Genomic DNA, 14,366 nt, shown 5'->3' with positions numbered 1-14,366 from the left:
TAAAGAGCGGGCTAGTGATGCGTGAGCGGACTAAGCGCATGGACAGCGATCCACTGCCCGGATTGCAAGGCTGTTGGGCCTTCTGGCGTAGGGCGTAAAGAAATTAACTGCTTTGGCGTTGGTGCTGAGTTTTCAGTGCCAAAATGTGTTCGCAGGGGCCTTTGAACAACTTGTTTTGAGAATGCCAATTGCAGGTACATTCTGCCTGAATTATACGACTATCTGAGTCGATCGTCAAAGAGGGAGTGTAAGTTTTTCCTTTATCCTGGACACTCCCTTGCAAAATCAGCACTTCAGACGCATCGCCAGTGCAGGAAGTCACCCGCACCGCATTCTGACTCAAGAAGCGAGATGCCTTCTCTTCGCGATCGTTAGCAAAGCGCAACTTATCGATCGGTAACGGTGACCGACTGAGTTCTCGCACCCGATACACTTGCTTGTTTAAGTCATAAATAGCACTACCTGCTTGCGTGTAAGCACTTAAAGCGCTCAGAACTACAGAACGGTCTAAGTTGAGGCGACGGGCGAGGACTTCCGGCGGTTCTGCCCAATTTTCCTTAAGGGCATTGAAAATAGACAGTTTTGTCGAATCATCCACCTCGGTGCGGGATGTCATGAGGTCAAAATTGCCCGATCGCGACCAGTCGTTCGCAGTCCATCCCGATAAGCCCAGTGTGAATGACATATCGCCCAAATCTGCTACGTAGAATGAAGGCATACCTGTGCCGAGAAGGTGGACGGTGAACTTTTTGGCGACGGGGATGAGACGTTCCAGGATATGCAGGCGGCGGCGTCCCCAGACGCGAATTACCTGTTCTGAAGTTCCGGTGTAAGGCGATCGCGGACAAACCACTTCGATATCCCACGGCTCAAACACCACCCGCACAGGCTGACCTGGTGTAAGATGATACCGCATACTGCGTGGCCCTTGCTTTTCCTTGTGGCGACGCAAAACCAAACACATATTGTGAATATCCATCGGGTGCAAATCGAACCGTGTCGCCGGTAAAGACATTGCGGAACTTACTTGCAAAAATCCTCTTACCCAGCTATCCGGTAAATCGATTTTGACTTCTTTGAAAGCTTCTTCGTTAGTAGTTTGAACTTCAAAACCTGACGGATCTACTTCTAATCTGGTAGTCTTGTAATTGCGAATTTTCTGAAATTCGTTATACAAGTCGTGGGAGTAGTCGATGTTTGTTGTACCGCAGGCGAATTCGTCGATGTTTTTGAAGACTTCGTAACTCGCACCCAGACGCCCGTAACTGGATTCATCGACGCTGAAGCACTCAAAAAATATCTCGTCGGGATGAACTGTAATGACTGGATCGAACAGAAATAAAATATCTAGTTGTTTTTGCCAAGCGTAATGGTGGAAGTTATTTCTGGCATCGTAATATGGTTTGAGACGCTGGTAACTGTTGTTGTTAAGTTGTTTCAGTTCGTCTCCCAGTTCCTTCATGCGGTTAGCAACTTCTTGTTTCTGGACAGCTACCAATTGCCAGTCAATTTGCAACTGTTTCGCCGCCCATTCTTTGTAAGCGGTTTTGTCTTTTGGTTTGAACCGCTGATCGGAAACGACGACATCGTGTAAGGCGCTGATTGCTTCCCGAAATGCGATGTTTTGGCGCAGTTCGCCGATGAAAAAAGTGGGTTCGCGCTTGGTGTCGGGGGAGAAGGACATCTGAGTGCGATCGGCCCTGTCAATTACGGCGGTACTTCCTTTGTAGGCGTAGTTTACTTCCATAGTTTCTTATTCCTCGATTGTTATTTTAAGCAACCTGAAGCAGCTTTCCAAATGTTATAGGTTCTGGCAGAGGTTTACCGTCTTCTAATGACGATTCTACTAAAAGTTCTAACACTTCGTGGGCATTTTTAATAGCTTCTTCATAAGTATCTCCATGTGTGTGGCAGAATTCTCCCCATTCAGGAAGACTGACGATATAACATTTATCTTCTTCAGACCATTGAATTATTATGGTGTAGTGATAATTCATTCTCCCTCTTCCTCCTGCTGTCCTTGGATTTGCTGTATTCTCTGAAGTGCATTGTTTACATCTTTTTCCTGGTACAGTTTAGCATCATTGCTATCATTGCCTGATAGAGTAATAGGTATGGGTAGAAGGGGATGATACCATTTTGTATGACTGCCCTTCCCAGAACGGTAAGTAAACCCTGCTTTTAGTAAGAAGCTTTTCAGTTCTCTAATTTTTCTAGGCATGGGTGCGATCGCGTAACATTTTCGTCAGTTGGAAAAGATATTTTTTACCGCAGATGAAGACAGATTAACGCAGATGAACGCAGATAAGATTTTTATCTGCGTTTATCTGCGCTTCTGATTTCCGAGATTGGTTTTACCTGAATTGGTAAGGAAATATGGGGATATGTTTTTTTTATTTTCACCATACTTTCGATCGCTGTCGCTTTATCGCCTATTGCCATAGTAGCAGATTGGCGGGTGAGTATTTCCGCTACTATCAATGCAGCTTCCTGAGTCTTTTGCGCTTCTTTATCCAAAAAAGCGAAGATGCGCTTTTTGGCAACGCGACTCCGATTTACTCGCGACAATACACTTATAAAGTATGGCATCAACTCTTGCAATCGTTCTGGATTATTAACTGAGTATGTTTCCAGATAGTTAGTGGCGAATAACTGCATATCTGTGGACGGATGTTCGCTGAATTTCAGCAGATATTCTTGTCCATTCGCTTCTTTGAAATGGCGAATGACTAAATTTCGTCCAAAACTGCGGACATCTTCACGAACACTATCGCAGAGGGTAATTAAAACGCTGGGTGTCAAATCTTCGGCGGTGAAGAATGTACTAAATAACCTCACCCCAAATTCTCGCGAATCATCCCATTTACATTCAACTATCCTTACTGCGGATAACATTTCCTCTTCGTTTCCACGCAGGCGGTTAATGTTTTGCAGAAACATTTCTCGCCCTGCTTCTCGTACAGACAATATTTCGTTATCCGCAAGTTTGACTATCTCTATTGTCTCAAAATCATTAGCCCAATTTTCCTGGTTTGCACTCAGCACATAACCAGCTAATTCCTGAGAAGCTGAAGATTTGGCTTTTAGCAATCTCAATGCTGTATCTTTGGTTACACCCGTCATCCATCCCGGCAAGTCTTCTTTCAGCAAACGCACGATCGCAGCGTGGATACCTTCCTTTGCTTCTGGTGTCATCAAAATATCGATCGTCGCTGTTGCCAATCTGGCGGCAAAGTCGGGGTAATCTGCCGAAAGTCGCCGCACGGTTGGGCGAATCGCATTACGTATATCTGCGAGTTCGTGAGTTAACATTGTTACTAGCAGTGAGGATTGACTCAACAGCGTGGGGTCGGGAAGTTGACCGAATATCCGAATACCAATTCCGCGTACAGATTCGTGGGGAGATGCTATTAAAGAATCGATTAATCCTGGCGGCAAATCTGCGGCAGGGATTTCGTGATTTAATAGAATACGAGTGCCGAATTCTTGAATTTCAACTAGAGGATGTTCCAATAAGTCGCGGATAACGGACATTCCCAAGGTGCGTAGTTGGGGAGTAAAGCAAGTTAGGAGTGTTTCGGTTATATCTTTGGCTTTTTCGGCAATATTGTCTTGGTAAGTTGGGTTGATATCCGATTTACTAGATAATTCTAGTAGTTCGGCGATGATTCGCGCAATCAGTAACTTTGCTACATTATCGCTGAGGGTTGAGGAACTCAGGAGTCGGCGTGCAAATTGTCTGGTGTCGGCATAGCAACTGGTGACTAAAACGGTGATAAAATTGATGTCGGAAAGAAAGCGATCGCGTCCTTCTTCAATCCACCGATAAGCTTCTGCACGCGCTTCGGCAATTATACAATTTACCACAGATGTAACCAAGGCTCGGTTTGGTTCGGCAGAGTTATATAAATTCCGCGCAATTTCAAATCCAAATCGTGCAGTTACAGCGTAAACTTTATTCAGCAGCTTGATTACAGTATCTACATCTAATTCAGCGGTAAACTGCGGACACGCACGCAATGCTTTAACTGCAAAATGATGAACTGGACTGCAACTGCTTTCCAAAAGCAAATGCAAAAGTTCATCTGGTTGTTGTTCCCAAAGTTGCGGAAAAGCTTCTTCTCGTACATCTGGTTCTGCATCTCCCGGTTTATAGGAATCGCGACAACGCCACGCCGTTGAATTCTCCTTTAGTTCGTAGCGCGGACTATTTTCGTAAAGGATATGATTAAATGTTAAATAGCCTGCGTAACTATCCCAGTTGCGGGTATACGAAATGCGATTCCAGTTATTAGCGCGATCGTATCTATGAAAAGTAGTTTCTCTAACTGGTTCGGCATCCGCATTTGAATGCTGAAGTAGGACACCTACAGCCATTTTAACATAATTGCGATCGCATAATTCACCCAACTGCCGAAGCGTGTGCCAAGTTCGCCGCCGCAGATAGTTGCGAGTATTGGTACTATAAGCAATCCTTGAGTTAGGACGCTTTAGTTCCTCTTCAATTTGATTGCTAGTATGTTCGTAGCGGCTTGTTTTAGGGTTATAATTATAGCCCTTTTTCATTAAGTACTCGCCTTCTGGAAGGCTTACATAATAACTATCACTACGGAACCTCGCCTCTGCTTTCTCAAATCGATAGGTAAGGATGCCAAATACTTCGGCATCTTGGCGATATTCAGCCATTTTGAAAATGTGCCGATATCGCTGAAAGGCATTTGGTAGAAACCACCCAGCGTGCAATATTTCCAGGAGTGCTGGACGAACATACTCGTTATCGATTTGATAAATAATATCGAGGACAGCAAAACGCTGGTAATCTTTAGTAACCAGTGCAATAACTGGTGGTGAAGAAGATTCTAAAAAGCGATATTCTAAATAATCGCGCAAGGCGTTGGCAAATTCATCTGCCGAACCATTTCTAGCTTTTTCGCGCAACTCGGTTGGCAATTCTGCTATTTTTTCAGTACGCAATCTTGTTTTTGTCGCTTCATCGGAAAGTTTGAGTAAAGCTTCCCATGCAATGCGGCGAACAAAGTCGGGTGTAGAGGTATTTTCATATAACTGTGTGAGGGTTGGTAAAACTTCGCGATCGCCACACCAACCCAAAGACCATACAATACAGTAATCTCTCAGAGCGTCGCCAGTACCGATGAGTGGGAGAAGTAAAGGGACAGCTTCGCGGATTTTCAGTTCGCCTGCACGCCAGATTGCCCGTTCTAGAGGCCATTTCGTTGTATTTTGGCTGGCAAGACGGTTTAAAATAGCCTGTCTGCGTGCGTCTGGGGAACTCTCCCGAACTGCTGTTGGTGCAGGGGTTTGACTCGCAGGCGGGGTGCTGACATCCCTATAACCTTTGTTGACCTTTTCCGCAACTAACTTGTCGAAGATTTTCTGTGCTTGGACTAATGGGACAGCTTGTTCTGTTTTCACACCTTCTTTAAGGTTGCTACCCCGGCGTCCATAGCGAAAGTTGACCGCGTATCGGTCTTGACCAGTTTGACACAAATCGACTTCGTACACTTTGTCTGAACTTCCTTCCTGGTAGTGGAGGGTGGTTCGTTTGATTAGTTGCATGGTAGTTACCGCCTGGAAATTGCGATCGCAAACCTCATTTCTTTAGTTTGCCATATTTTGAGGAAACATAGACTGTGAGATTAAGTGCAGTTTATCTATAATAATAGATTGCTCGGTCGCTTGACCTGGTAAAATCTGAATGTTAAACTTATAAGATAAGTTTAGAGTAAAGTGTGTCAAAAATTCCCACGCCAGAACAGAAAACACAATGCTTCAATTTATCTGTGTGGTTCAGCAAGCTGTATTTGCCGATCAACAACAGTTTGGAGCGACTTCTTAATAAAGTTATATTTACAATAAATTTTACCACATTATCTGCTGATTTAAATTTATGTCAGCAGGCAAAGTTTGTAAATTTCCACAAATACTCAAAAGATAATCTTGCGCTGCACTACCTCGTTTAAAAGTTGATTTTTGTAAGGCGGACATTAATAAATTCGGATTAATTAGTTTCTTAACCATTACTCCAGCAATTTGGAAATCCACTAAGTTAGGATAAACCTCTTTGAATATTGGCTCTGCTAAATCGGGATCGAACAACTCTACAAACACCAAAATTGCTTGTCTAGCATCAAAGAGATAACAAACTGATAAATACTTAGAATCTGTTTCCATATAAAAACGTTTTTTCGTTCGGTCGGATGAACTCTTCCATAAAATAGATCCCATATTTTGTTGGCATACTACTATAATGTGAGGCTGGTTTTCTTGATATACACCTGCAACAAAACCCCGAAATAAAGACCAAGCTTCTCTAGGGATTGTTTCTCCTTCTTTGCTTTTGTACAGTACTGAAGGGAACAGGGGTTTACTGGTAAGTTTAAGTAAGCGTTGTAATTCTGAGAACCTGGGACTTGTTTTAGGAAGATATTGTTTAACTTTACTATAATTGAGCAAAGGTTTAAACCTGTCGATATACTCTTGCTCTAATCTATCAAGTTCTGAAACAGAAGTTAGAATATATCTAATAACAATCTTGTCTAATCCTTTTCGAGAAAATTGTTTGTAACGGTGATGGATTCCTCCAGACCAACGACTTTTTAAACTTTTAGCCTGACCAATATAAAGTAATTGATCACGTTCATCAATAACAAAATAAATACCTGGATTATCAGGAAGTTGATGACGTTGGCGTAAAGTAACCTGTCCTACAAAAATCGGAAAATCAGTCATATTTTTTAGTGTTATTATAAAGAGGTTTTAGCCGTTACACTCAGTTTTTTCTTTCGCCATTTTTCTGCGCTTTGTTTAACAGCGTCTATTTCCTCAAAATATACCCGTATCACAGGTATTTCAAATTCCACGCCCAAAACTATGCTAACTTGGAGAATCTATACAAAACTAGCACATTGATCATCTCTATACCAGAAAACTTAACTATGCAGACTCTAGATGAGTCACTGGAATCTGTACAGTTTTTTCCGGTCTTTTTGCACCAGTTGCAACGGCATGAACTGTGCGAAGAATATCAGCTGAGTAGTAACGATTGCCACAACAGTCACAAACCCCAATCGTCACATCTTCAAGAATAACAAATCCATCTCGGTGTTTGAATGCCTCATGCTTGACAGTTCGGGGTTGAACTGTTCCCTCGCAGTACTCACATTTGTATCCGTACATAGAATTAACCTTCAAACTCAGTGACTTCATAAACTGTAATGATGAGATAACGTCCGCTACTAGCGAAACGTCCGACTACTCCCACAGAAGTTTGTCGATCGAGTGCCGTCCCCACTACTACATATTTTTTACCTCTGGGGTCGTCTTTCTCCACTCGGATGACCTGACCGCTTAAAACAGCCTCTTCCACATCCAGAATAGTCAACAAATCCTCTGCCATCTCTTCCATAGCATGGGCTGACATATCATATTGGCAAAGACGAATCTTTTCCCTGATGCGATCGATGTCTTGACGAGGCACTTGTGAATCTCAAACACAGTCATTGCATGATACCAAGTTTAGTATGCTGACTTCCGGGGCATCGTTGGTAGATGCCCCGGATAGAGATAAATCGCGATCGCAAGCTTCGTTTCTTTAGTTTTACATATTTTGAGGAAGCAGAGCCGCTGGGATGGGGTTCCCAGGTAGAACTTGGGGAATGGCGATCGACCTGGTAGAAGCCGAATGTTAGAATTAGTGCGATCCGTTGTGATGCAAATTCAGCGGGTATGGTTATAATGAATTGAGGTTATCTGTAGGAGGATTTTGAGTTGGCGTTCGATCGCTCTTTGGCCCAGATTAACTAGACTCTGGCGACTTGCTCTAGGGTGGCGGTTGAGAAGCAAGAGGGGCCGATCGCTGAGGCTATCAATTCTCTGGTTCGTCAGACCCCATTGACTAGAGTGGCAACTTCAGGCCGTTCTTTGGTGTATAATATGTCCCTAGTCGTTTGCACTGGTAGCGAGGGATAAACGAGAGTGGTCAGTTCTAACAAAGCTTTGAACATGATGCAACTCTCCCTAGAGGTTGTAAGTGAGACACAACAAATTAGGGAACAAGAGTTAAAACCTTTAACACAAGGTTTTCAACTGCAATATTCACATCCTCATGGGCAACTTTATCAAGGTAATTCAATTGATTGGCTTAAATCTCTTGAGTCTGAGAGTGTTAATCTGATTTTTGCAGATCCACCTTATAACATTAAAAAAGCGGATTGGGATAACTTTGAGAATCAAGCGCAGTACATAGAATGGTCACTTCAATGGGTTCGCGAAGCTTCGCGTATTCTAAAATCAACAGGATCTCTATATATTTGTGGATTTTCTGAAATTCTAGCTGACCTAAAGCATCCAACATCAGAGTATTTTAAGAGTTGCCGTTGGTTAATCTGGCACTATAAAAATAAAGCGAATTTAGGTAGGGATTGGGGGCGATCGCATGAAAGCATTATTCACTTTCGTAAATCCGATCGTGTCAAACTAAATATTGATGATGTCCGAATTCCCTATGGCGCACATACTTTGAAATATCCTTCACATCCGCAAGCGAAAACAAGTGCTTACGGGAAAGGTGCAACAAAGAAACACGACAACTGGACACCCAATCCAAAAGGTGCAAAGCCTAAAGATGTATTAGAGATTCCTACTACTTGTAACGGTATGGGTGAAACAACACCTCACCCCACGCAAAAACCCGAAGAGTTATTAAGGAAATTTGTTATGGCGTCCTCTAATGAAGGGGATTTGGTTATCGATCCATTTTCAGGTTCAGGAACAACTCTCGTTGTTGCAGAACAACTAAATCGTTATTGGATGGGATGCGATCTTAATATGGAATACAACGATTGGGCATTCAGACGTATAGAAAATGTTCGTCGAATTACAAAAGAAGAATGGATCTCTCTCGATCTTAAAAATGCAGAAAGACGAGAATCTATAAGATGAACTTAACAGATTTAGTCAATCATGCAACTGATAAAAAACGATTTCAAAATATTCAGGATTACATAACTTTTTGTGAGAGCTACCTAAAATTTATTGAGACGGGTTTGCAAGCTAGAATTGTTTCGCAGAACGAGAATCACTACCAGTTTTATCAGTATCAGAGTGATGGCTATTACAATATTACGCGCCCAATTAATACATCTTTGATGTATGAGGAATCTGTATTTTAAACTAATTCTGTTCAGTTTTTACAAGCTCTAGAACAGTTGCGCGATCGACAGTTACCTGATGATGGATTGAGGCAAGTTTTAATTTGTACTATCTACACGATTCAGCAATCAATCGGCGCTACTCTCGATGCACTACCTTCAGGAAGATCTAATCAAGCTCGCAAAGTAAATGGGGATCTTTTTGAGCGTTTAATCCGTCTCATAATTTCAGATTTAAATATAGATTGTGTCGCTGGAACAGCACAAGTTCCAATTAAAGACGAAAACGGTAAAGTTTTGTTTCATGCCAGTTATCAACACGACTTGTTGATCAGCGAAGAAGATGAACTCAAAATTATTGGTTCGGTAAAAACTTCAAGTAAAGATCGTATTGACAAAATTTTTGTAGATAAGTTTTTGTACAATAAATTGACTAATACCGATGTACCTCATATTGCAATTTTCCTCAACGATGTGCAAAGAAAGAAAACGAAGCAACAGAACCGCTATGGCATTAATGCTACCTTTTTGCCGGGGCATTTCAAAGCTTACACTATCAAGCTAAATCCATTGGATGGTGTGTATTACTGTGATATTCGACCGAATATGATTACAGATCCGTTGCTCTCACAGCACATTCAAACTATCGATCATTTTTTCTATGACGATCTTTGGAATTTGCTCAGTAGAGATGGACAGTCCCTAGAAGAGGTAGAAATAGAAGAAGGCGAAAACAAGGAAAGGGAAGAATAGTCTATAGCAATAATGCCTTCGCTGACTCTTGACTGCTAAAATTAGAGCGATCGCTTTCCCTATTTAAGCTACTCTAAAAGATATATTTTCTAGCACTACATTAGGCATACTTCCAGTACCTAAAACCTGTGTAGCATCTAAAACTTCTATGCCTACCAATAACTCATTTTCCCCAATATTTAAAGCAATTTCGTCAGTTAACTGTAAAGTACGACACTGATGCTTACCTTCTACAAGTCTAATGTAGAGAGCATCAATTTCGGAATCATAACTAATCTTCATAAACTTTTACCTCTGGTGTTCTAACAATCCACTTTTAGGACAACTCACTAACATTTATCAGGTTTTAGCTGTTGTACTCACTTTTTCCTTTCGCCATTTCTCTGCACTTTGTTTAACAGCTTCTATTTCCTCAAAATCTACCCGCATCACAGCCGTTTCAAATTCCACACCCAAAACTGTGCTAACTTCGAGGATTTCTACGAAACTGGCACATTGATAATCTGTATCTTCGTACTGCCTAACTCGCTGTTCTTCAATTCCTAGTATTTGAGCTAGTTCTTGCTGACTGATTTTGGCTGCTATTCTGGCTTTAATTAAACCATCAGGTAACTTATTTATGCTCTCAACTTTAATTTGAATCGGCTGGCTCTTATCACAATTAATCAGTCTTTCATATTCAGCTATTTCTGACTTTAATTCATCAACTTGACTTTGATATGAGTCTCTATGAAGTTGCCAGCGCGTCTGGTCAGCTTTCAAGTTTTCATTATTATCCAATTCAGCTACAGACTGTTCAAATCGCCGTAACCAATCTAAGGAGTTACGATATTGTTGCTCGTTTTTTATCATGGTTTCCACCTTGGTAAATCTATAGCAAGAATTCCTTTGCGCGTATTTGTTCTGGTATCAAATTGGAAAAAGTCTATGTAGGCTGTTCCCGAATCATTAGCTGGGTAATTAGATGGAAAAATTTCACCTTTATACTTGTTTTTTTGTTCGGCACGTCGCAGTGCGAAATTATATAAGGTAGGAGCAATGGATTTCAAGTAATCTATATCAACCCCATTGTCTTCCCAACAAGCATCGAAGTCTCCAGGTTTTTCTTTACTGGTGACAAAACTACCGTCAATATAAATGGTTCTACAACCTGCTGCTTTTAATTGGGTCATTGCTAGTTCCAAACCATCTATCATCCGCCGCCTCTTAGAATTTGTACCAAATCTATCTTTAAACTCGTCCCATTCGCAAAAATGAACCCCTGGTGGTAGATTGCCGTTTTTATCAAATTCTGCAATCACTTCCTCACACCCACTCCACAAATTGATTGTCCAGCTTTTTCGCGTACCACAATTATCCTTATAACTTAGGCACGCTTATTTTGGGGAAAACCTTAAGAATCTTACCACTTAGAGCGTTACCTAGTTTCCTCGGTTCCAGCTTGTGCAAACCACCTCTATACACGCGACCCTCACCCATCAACGCCTCATCGGAAATGCGATCGCGTAGCGGGCCGTAGGCGATCGATCGCCTGCCACACCTCTGTCTCGCAATTCTGGCTCATCTAAAAGCAATGATTCAGGATAAATAGAGCGCACGATCGTTCATACTGGATAGTAGACACCTTCGATCGTAAGAGCCATCTATGTTGCGACAAGAATTGAAAGAGCAAGTCTTCAAGCTACCACCCAGCGATCGCCTTGCACTGGTGAGCGCTATTATTGAGTCCCTACAAGACACACCAATTTCTGAGTCCGATCGTTCTGGCGCGATTAGACGAATGCGAGGCTTGTTAAAAACAGACCGGTCAGCACCGACGGATGAAGAAGTGGCTGCGATGTTAGAACAGCGACGGGTGGAGAAGTTTCTTCAGTGAGAGTCTTAGTTGATACCAACATTGTCCTAGATTTTCTGTTGCAGCGAGAGCCGTTTTTTCAGGAGGCGGAACAGTTGTTTCAGGAGATCGATTCTGGTCGTGTCGTTGGATATGTAACAGCGACAACGCTTACAGATATTTTTTATATTTCCCGAAGACACACTCGCAGTGTCTCGCTAGCGCGGCAAGCAGTTTCAGAAACAATGACTGCTATGGTGATTTGTCCAGTTAATCGAGCAGTCTTGGAATCAGCGTTCAGATCTGGTTTAGTTGATTTTGAAGATGCTGTTCAAATTGCTTGTGCCGTTATACAAGGATTAGATGGTATTTTGACACGCGATACACAAGGATTTTTGAATTCGCCTGTACCTGTGTTGTCAATTCATGAGTTGTTGCAGCGATCGCGGGCGCAAGATAGATAGTAGTCGATCGGGACGCAGACAAGTTAGACCTCGAATTCGATTACAGAAACAATGGCAACAGCGATCTCTGACATCGTAAGCTCAGATACATTACCCAGTCTGCGGATGAATCTTTGTAAATCTACACCTCTCAGTTGCAGAGTGTCAATTGCAGAAACTTTGGTTAAACCATTCGTGGCATCGGGTTCAACTTTTACGTGCCAGAAATTTTGTAAGAAGTATGGTTTCCAGTCTGTAACAGGAGCAATAAGTTTGATGGGAAGTTTACCTACTGCATCAGAACTGATGACAACGGCAGGACGCACTTTCTTAATTTCTGCACCAACAGTAGGATCGAAGTCAATCTACCAAATTTCTCCACGTTTAGGTATATCGGAGCTAGTAGTCAATGATGTCACCTGACATTAACTCCTTCCAATCAGAATCTTGTTGATAGTGAGCAAGCATTGTCTCGGCTTGACTTTCGAGAATACCTCTGCGTTCAGCCATTGGTAATTTTAAGAAATCTTGACGTTGTTCTAAGGAAAGATATCGATCTTCAACAGAATCAGGAGTAGGTTCTGGAACTAGAATAACTACTTCGACAGTTTCTCCCACCGAAAGGCTGGGAGATTGAATTTCAATTCTGTTTCCTGGCAAAACTTTTGCCGTTATATATAAAGTTGATTTCACGACTTCAATTTACCCCTATCGTTCGCGTAGCGTGCCGGAGATTCATTTAGATAGGTTTGCCTGTGTTCCCAGGTGGAACCTGGGAACCAGAGAAACTAGAAAACGCTATGTGGCGATCGCGCCTTGTGGCGATCGCGCTACTCCTAAACTTACGACAACCTTTAACTGGCGGCTAAACTCTCCACACTGAGAGGAACCAACTCTCCGTGGCCCGTTAGTCCCAGGAACATAGGTTCTTGTGGTCGAATAAACTGGCCTGTGAGGACGCAACGTTCTTCTCGTTCCGCTGTAGCTGGAATACTTGCCCGAATGTCAGCTCTCGAAAACTGGGGTTTATAGCCACCCGATTTCTGTTGGACGTAATTCCACAGGACTTCGCGAATCAGCGCTTGATAGCCTTGGTTGCCAGCCAAGTCTTTGAGTCTATCTTTTAAGTCTCGTTCCAAGCGTATGCTGGTAACGTCCATGTCGGTGGTGGCGGTACGGGTTAAGGCGTGCATAATTTTTCTCCAGATGGGTGGACAAATCTATAATACAAGTGTAGTATTTTAAAAGTAAGATTTAAAATTTACAGCCTTCAACAATTACTCCTGTGAACAACCAACAGTCCCTTTCCAGTCAAATGCCCCCGGCCAATCGCTTCGGCGTTGGTAGAAGTGCCTCATGGCGCTTAGGCGGGGGTATTGGCGTGCATGGCCTGTTTAGGGTGATCTATGGTTTAGGAGAACAAGGAACAGAGATAAAAGACGATTTTTCGATCGGCAATCATCGGCCCAATCTAGCCGGAGATCCAATTAAACGAAGCGGGAGGTACAGACTTAGAGTAACTGTACCTATATAGGACAAGAAGACCCCAAAGCCTTCCAATCCCCGCTTCTAACCAAACAGAGGCGGGGGTTTTTGTATAAGGAGTGAAGTCGTGACGATCGCATCGCAACCTCATAGGCGTAACCCAACTGATGTCTTAACCCAGTCGGTAGTAGTTTTTTCCAAGAACTACCTGCCGATGAGTCGAATCAATATCAAGCGTGCAATTGTTTTGCTGGTGAGTGGGAAGGCGGAACCGCTGACTCATACGGAGGAGAAAGGATGGCAAGTGCGATCGCCTTCTGTGGTGTTCGACGTGCCAAAACAGATCCGTCTGACTTTCCCTGGTAACGAAAGGCTGTGGAATGTGCCGCCGGTGAATCGGCGTGAGGTTCTGCGGCGCGATCGTTACACCTGCCAATACTGCGGTAGCACCAAAAATTTAACGCTAGATCACGTAATTCCCCGGTCAAAAGGCGGAAAACACAGTTGGGATAACGTAGTTACTGCCTGCGAGAGGTGTAATTCTCGGAAAGGCGATCGCACTCCTGTACAAGCTGGAATGCCACTCCGTACCCAACCGAAAGCACCAATGCACCCAGTTGTCACTTTTGCCGAACAGTTCTGGCGCGAACAACAGCAAGAAAATCTGGAGTAGCGGGAGAT

Annotated in this window: 19 protein-coding genes; 6 read left to right on the top strand and 13 right to left on the bottom strand. The window is 42.8% G+C overall.

Features of this window, described 5'->3' with window-relative positions:
* Window positions 1-103 precede the first annotated feature (103 nt).
* The 7 genes from LAY41_RS13400 to LAY41_RS13370 all read right to left on the bottom strand — a co-directional run bounded on the left by LAY41_RS13400 (window position 104) and on the right by LAY41_RS13370 (window position 7,498).
* Complete coding sequence (locus LAY41_RS13400; protein WP_249098246.1) at window positions 104-1,747, bottom strand: SWIM zinc finger family protein; 1,644 nt, start codon at window positions 1,745-1,747, stop codon at window positions 104-106.
* Window positions 1,748-1,772: 25 nt separating this feature from the next.
* Window positions 1,773-1,997: a type II toxin-antitoxin system HicB family antitoxin gene (locus tag LAY41_RS13395; RefSeq protein WP_249098243.1), complete on the bottom strand. Its 225-nt coding sequence runs from the start codon at window positions 1,995-1,997 to the stop codon at window positions 1,773-1,775.
* Entirely contained in the window at window positions 1,994-2,221 is a 228-nt protein-coding gene (locus LAY41_RS13390) for a type II toxin-antitoxin system HicA family toxin (RefSeq protein WP_249098240.1), read from the bottom strand. The genes LAY41_RS13395 and LAY41_RS13390 overlap by 4 nt, the downstream gene beginning before the upstream one ends.
* Window positions 2,222-2,313: 92 nt before the next feature.
* Window positions 2,314-5,577 carry a WGR domain-containing protein gene (locus LAY41_RS13385; RefSeq protein ID WP_249098238.1) on the bottom strand — a complete coding sequence of 1,088 codons (3,264 nt, stop codon included), beginning with the start codon at window positions 5,575-5,577 and terminating at the stop codon, window positions 2,314-2,316.
* A gap of 303 nt (window positions 5,578-5,880) precedes the next feature.
* Window positions 5,881-6,750, bottom strand: coding sequence for a GIY-YIG nuclease family protein (locus LAY41_RS13380; protein ID WP_249098235.1), 870 nt, complete (start codon window positions 6,748-6,750; stop codon window positions 5,881-5,883).
* Between the two features lie 204 nt (window positions 6,751-6,954).
* Entirely contained in the window at window positions 6,955-7,197 is a 243-nt protein-coding gene (locus LAY41_RS13375; protein ID WP_249068852.1) for a YgiT-type zinc finger protein, read from the bottom strand.
* A 4-nt stretch (window positions 7,198-7,201) separates the two neighbouring features.
* On the bottom strand, window positions 7,202-7,498 hold the full coding sequence (locus LAY41_RS13370) for a DUF4258 domain-containing protein (protein WP_249098233.1): 297 nt from the start codon (window positions 7,496-7,498) through the stop codon (window positions 7,202-7,204).
* Window positions 7,499-7,569: 71 nt separating this feature from the next.
* Between LAY41_RS13370 and LAY41_RS32280 the strand changes: the two genes are divergently transcribed.
* The 3 genes from LAY41_RS32280 (at window position 7,570) to LAY41_RS13360 (ending at window position 9,923) form a co-directional block, all read left to right on the top strand.
* Window positions 7,570-7,695 carry a hypothetical protein gene (locus tag LAY41_RS32280; protein WP_275974117.1) on the top strand — a complete coding sequence of 42 codons (126 nt, stop codon included), beginning with the start codon at window positions 7,570-7,572 and terminating at the stop codon, window positions 7,693-7,695.
* A gap of 327 nt (window positions 7,696-8,022) precedes the next feature.
* Window positions 8,023-8,961, top strand: coding sequence for a DNA-methyltransferase (locus tag LAY41_RS13365; protein ID WP_249098230.1), 939 nt, complete (start codon window positions 8,023-8,025; stop codon window positions 8,959-8,961).
* Between the two features lie 266 nt (window positions 8,962-9,227).
* A complete protein-coding gene (locus LAY41_RS13360; protein WP_249098228.1) occupies window positions 9,228-9,923 on the top strand; it encodes a hypothetical protein in 696 nt (231 codons plus the stop codon).
* Window positions 9,924-9,986: 63 nt separating this feature from the next.
* Here LAY41_RS13360 and LAY41_RS13355 read toward each other — a convergent pair whose 3' ends face one another.
* From LAY41_RS13355 to LAY41_RS13345, 3 genes are read right to left on the bottom strand one after another with little or no spacing between them, the layout of a single operon-like run.
* The gene (locus LAY41_RS13355; RefSeq protein WP_249098224.1) at window positions 9,987-10,205 is read right to left on the bottom strand and encodes a DUF2283 domain-containing protein; all 219 of its coding nucleotides are present in this window, start codon (window positions 10,203-10,205) and stop codon (window positions 9,987-9,989) included.
* A gap of 57 nt (window positions 10,206-10,262) precedes the next feature.
* Window positions 10,263-10,775 carry a helix-turn-helix domain-containing protein gene (locus LAY41_RS13350; RefSeq protein WP_249098219.1) on the bottom strand — a complete coding sequence of 171 codons (513 nt, stop codon included), beginning with the start codon at window positions 10,773-10,775 and terminating at the stop codon, window positions 10,263-10,265.
* Entirely contained in the window at window positions 10,772-11,224 is a 453-nt protein-coding gene (locus tag LAY41_RS13345) for a DUF6932 family protein (protein ID WP_249098216.1), read from the bottom strand. Before LAY41_RS13345 ends, LAY41_RS13350 begins: the two co-directional genes overlap by 4 nt.
* A 344-nt stretch (window positions 11,225-11,568) precedes the next feature.
* Between LAY41_RS13345 and LAY41_RS13340 the strand changes: the two genes are divergently transcribed.
* Both LAY41_RS13340 and LAY41_RS13335 read left to right on the top strand, forming a co-directional pair.
* Window positions 11,569-11,799 carry a hypothetical protein gene (locus tag LAY41_RS13340; RefSeq protein WP_249098213.1) on the top strand — a complete coding sequence of 77 codons (231 nt, stop codon included), beginning with the start codon at window positions 11,569-11,571 and terminating at the stop codon, window positions 11,797-11,799.
* Complete coding sequence (locus LAY41_RS13335; RefSeq protein ID WP_249068847.1) at window positions 11,796-12,221, top strand: type II toxin-antitoxin system VapC family toxin; 426 nt, start codon at window positions 11,796-11,798, stop codon at window positions 12,219-12,221. Before LAY41_RS13340 ends, LAY41_RS13335 begins: the two co-directional genes overlap by 4 nt.
* 23 nt (window positions 12,222-12,244) lie before the next feature.
* Here LAY41_RS13335 and LAY41_RS13330 read toward each other — a convergent pair whose 3' ends face one another.
* From LAY41_RS13330 to LAY41_RS13320, 3 genes are all read right to left on the bottom strand, one after another.
* Entirely contained in the window at window positions 12,245-12,565 is a 321-nt protein-coding gene (locus LAY41_RS13330; protein ID WP_338022984.1) for a type II toxin-antitoxin system PemK/MazF family toxin, read from the bottom strand.
* Window positions 12,566-12,599: 34 nt separating this feature from the next.
* Entirely contained in the window at window positions 12,600-12,893 is a 294-nt protein-coding gene (locus LAY41_RS13325; protein WP_249068846.1) for a hypothetical protein, read from the bottom strand.
* Between the two features lie 161 nt (window positions 12,894-13,054).
* Window positions 13,055-13,393: a hypothetical protein gene (locus LAY41_RS13320; RefSeq protein WP_249098208.1), complete on the bottom strand. Its 339-nt coding sequence runs from the start codon at window positions 13,391-13,393 to the stop codon at window positions 13,055-13,057.
* Window positions 13,394-13,899: 506 nt separating this feature from the next.
* Between LAY41_RS13320 and LAY41_RS13315 the strand changes: the two genes are divergently transcribed.
* Window positions 13,900-14,358, top strand: coding sequence for an HNH endonuclease (locus LAY41_RS13315; protein WP_249098331.1), 459 nt, complete (start codon window positions 13,900-13,902; stop codon window positions 14,356-14,358).
* Window positions 14,359-14,366: the final 8 nt, after the last annotated feature.

Source organism: Argonema galeatum A003/A1, assembly GCF_023333595.1.
Lineage (GTDB): Bacteria > Cyanobacteriota > Cyanobacteriia > Cyanobacteriales > Aerosakkonemataceae > Argonema > Argonema galeatum.
Note: the sequence above shows the minus strand (reverse complement) of the source record. Positions and strands in the feature narration are given on the sequence as shown.

Bases quoted from the DNA above. Each gene is read 5' to 3' on its own strand.
- LAY41_RS13400 (WP_249098246.1), bottom strand. From the start codon at position 1,747: ATGGAAGTAAACTACGCCTACAAAGGAAGTACCGCCGTAATTGACAGG.
- LAY41_RS13395 (WP_249098243.1), bottom strand. From the start codon at position 1,997: ATGAATTATCACTACACCATAATAATTCAATGGTCTGAAGAAGATAAA.
- LAY41_RS13390 (WP_249098240.1), bottom strand. From the start codon at position 2,221: ATGCCTAGAAAAATTAGAGAACTGAAAAGCTTCTTACTAAAAGCAGGG.
- LAY41_RS13385 (WP_249098238.1), bottom strand. From the start codon at position 5,577: ATGCAACTAATCAAACGAACCACCCTCCACTACCAGGAAGGAAGTTCA.
- LAY41_RS13380 (WP_249098235.1), bottom strand. From the start codon at position 6,750: ATGACTGATTTTCCGATTTTTGTAGGACAGGTTACTTTACGCCAACGT.
- LAY41_RS13375 (WP_249068852.1), bottom strand. From the start codon at position 7,197: ATGTACGGATACAAATGTGAGTACTGCGAGGGAACAGTTCAACCCCGA.
- LAY41_RS32280 (WP_275974117.1), top strand. From the start codon at position 7,570: ATGCCCCGGATAGAGATAAATCGCGATCGCAAGCTTCGTTTCTTTAGT.
- LAY41_RS13365 (WP_249098230.1), top strand. From the start codon at position 8,023: ATGATGCAACTCTCCCTAGAGGTTGTAAGTGAGACACAACAAATTAGG.
- LAY41_RS13355 (WP_249098224.1), bottom strand. From the start codon at position 10,205: ATGAAGATTAGTTATGATTCCGAAATTGATGCTCTCTACATTAGACTT.
- LAY41_RS13350 (WP_249098219.1), bottom strand. From the start codon at position 10,775: ATGATAAAAAACGAGCAACAATATCGTAACTCCTTAGATTGGTTACGG.
- LAY41_RS13340 (WP_249098213.1), top strand. From the start codon at position 11,569: ATGTTGCGACAAGAATTGAAAGAGCAAGTCTTCAAGCTACCACCCAGC.
- LAY41_RS13320 (WP_249098208.1), bottom strand. From the start codon at position 13,393: ATGCACGCCTTAACCCGTACCGCCACCACCGACATGGACGTTACCAGC.
- LAY41_RS13315 (WP_249098331.1), top strand. From the start codon at position 13,900: ATGAGTCGAATCAATATCAAGCGTGCAATTGTTTTGCTGGTGAGTGGG.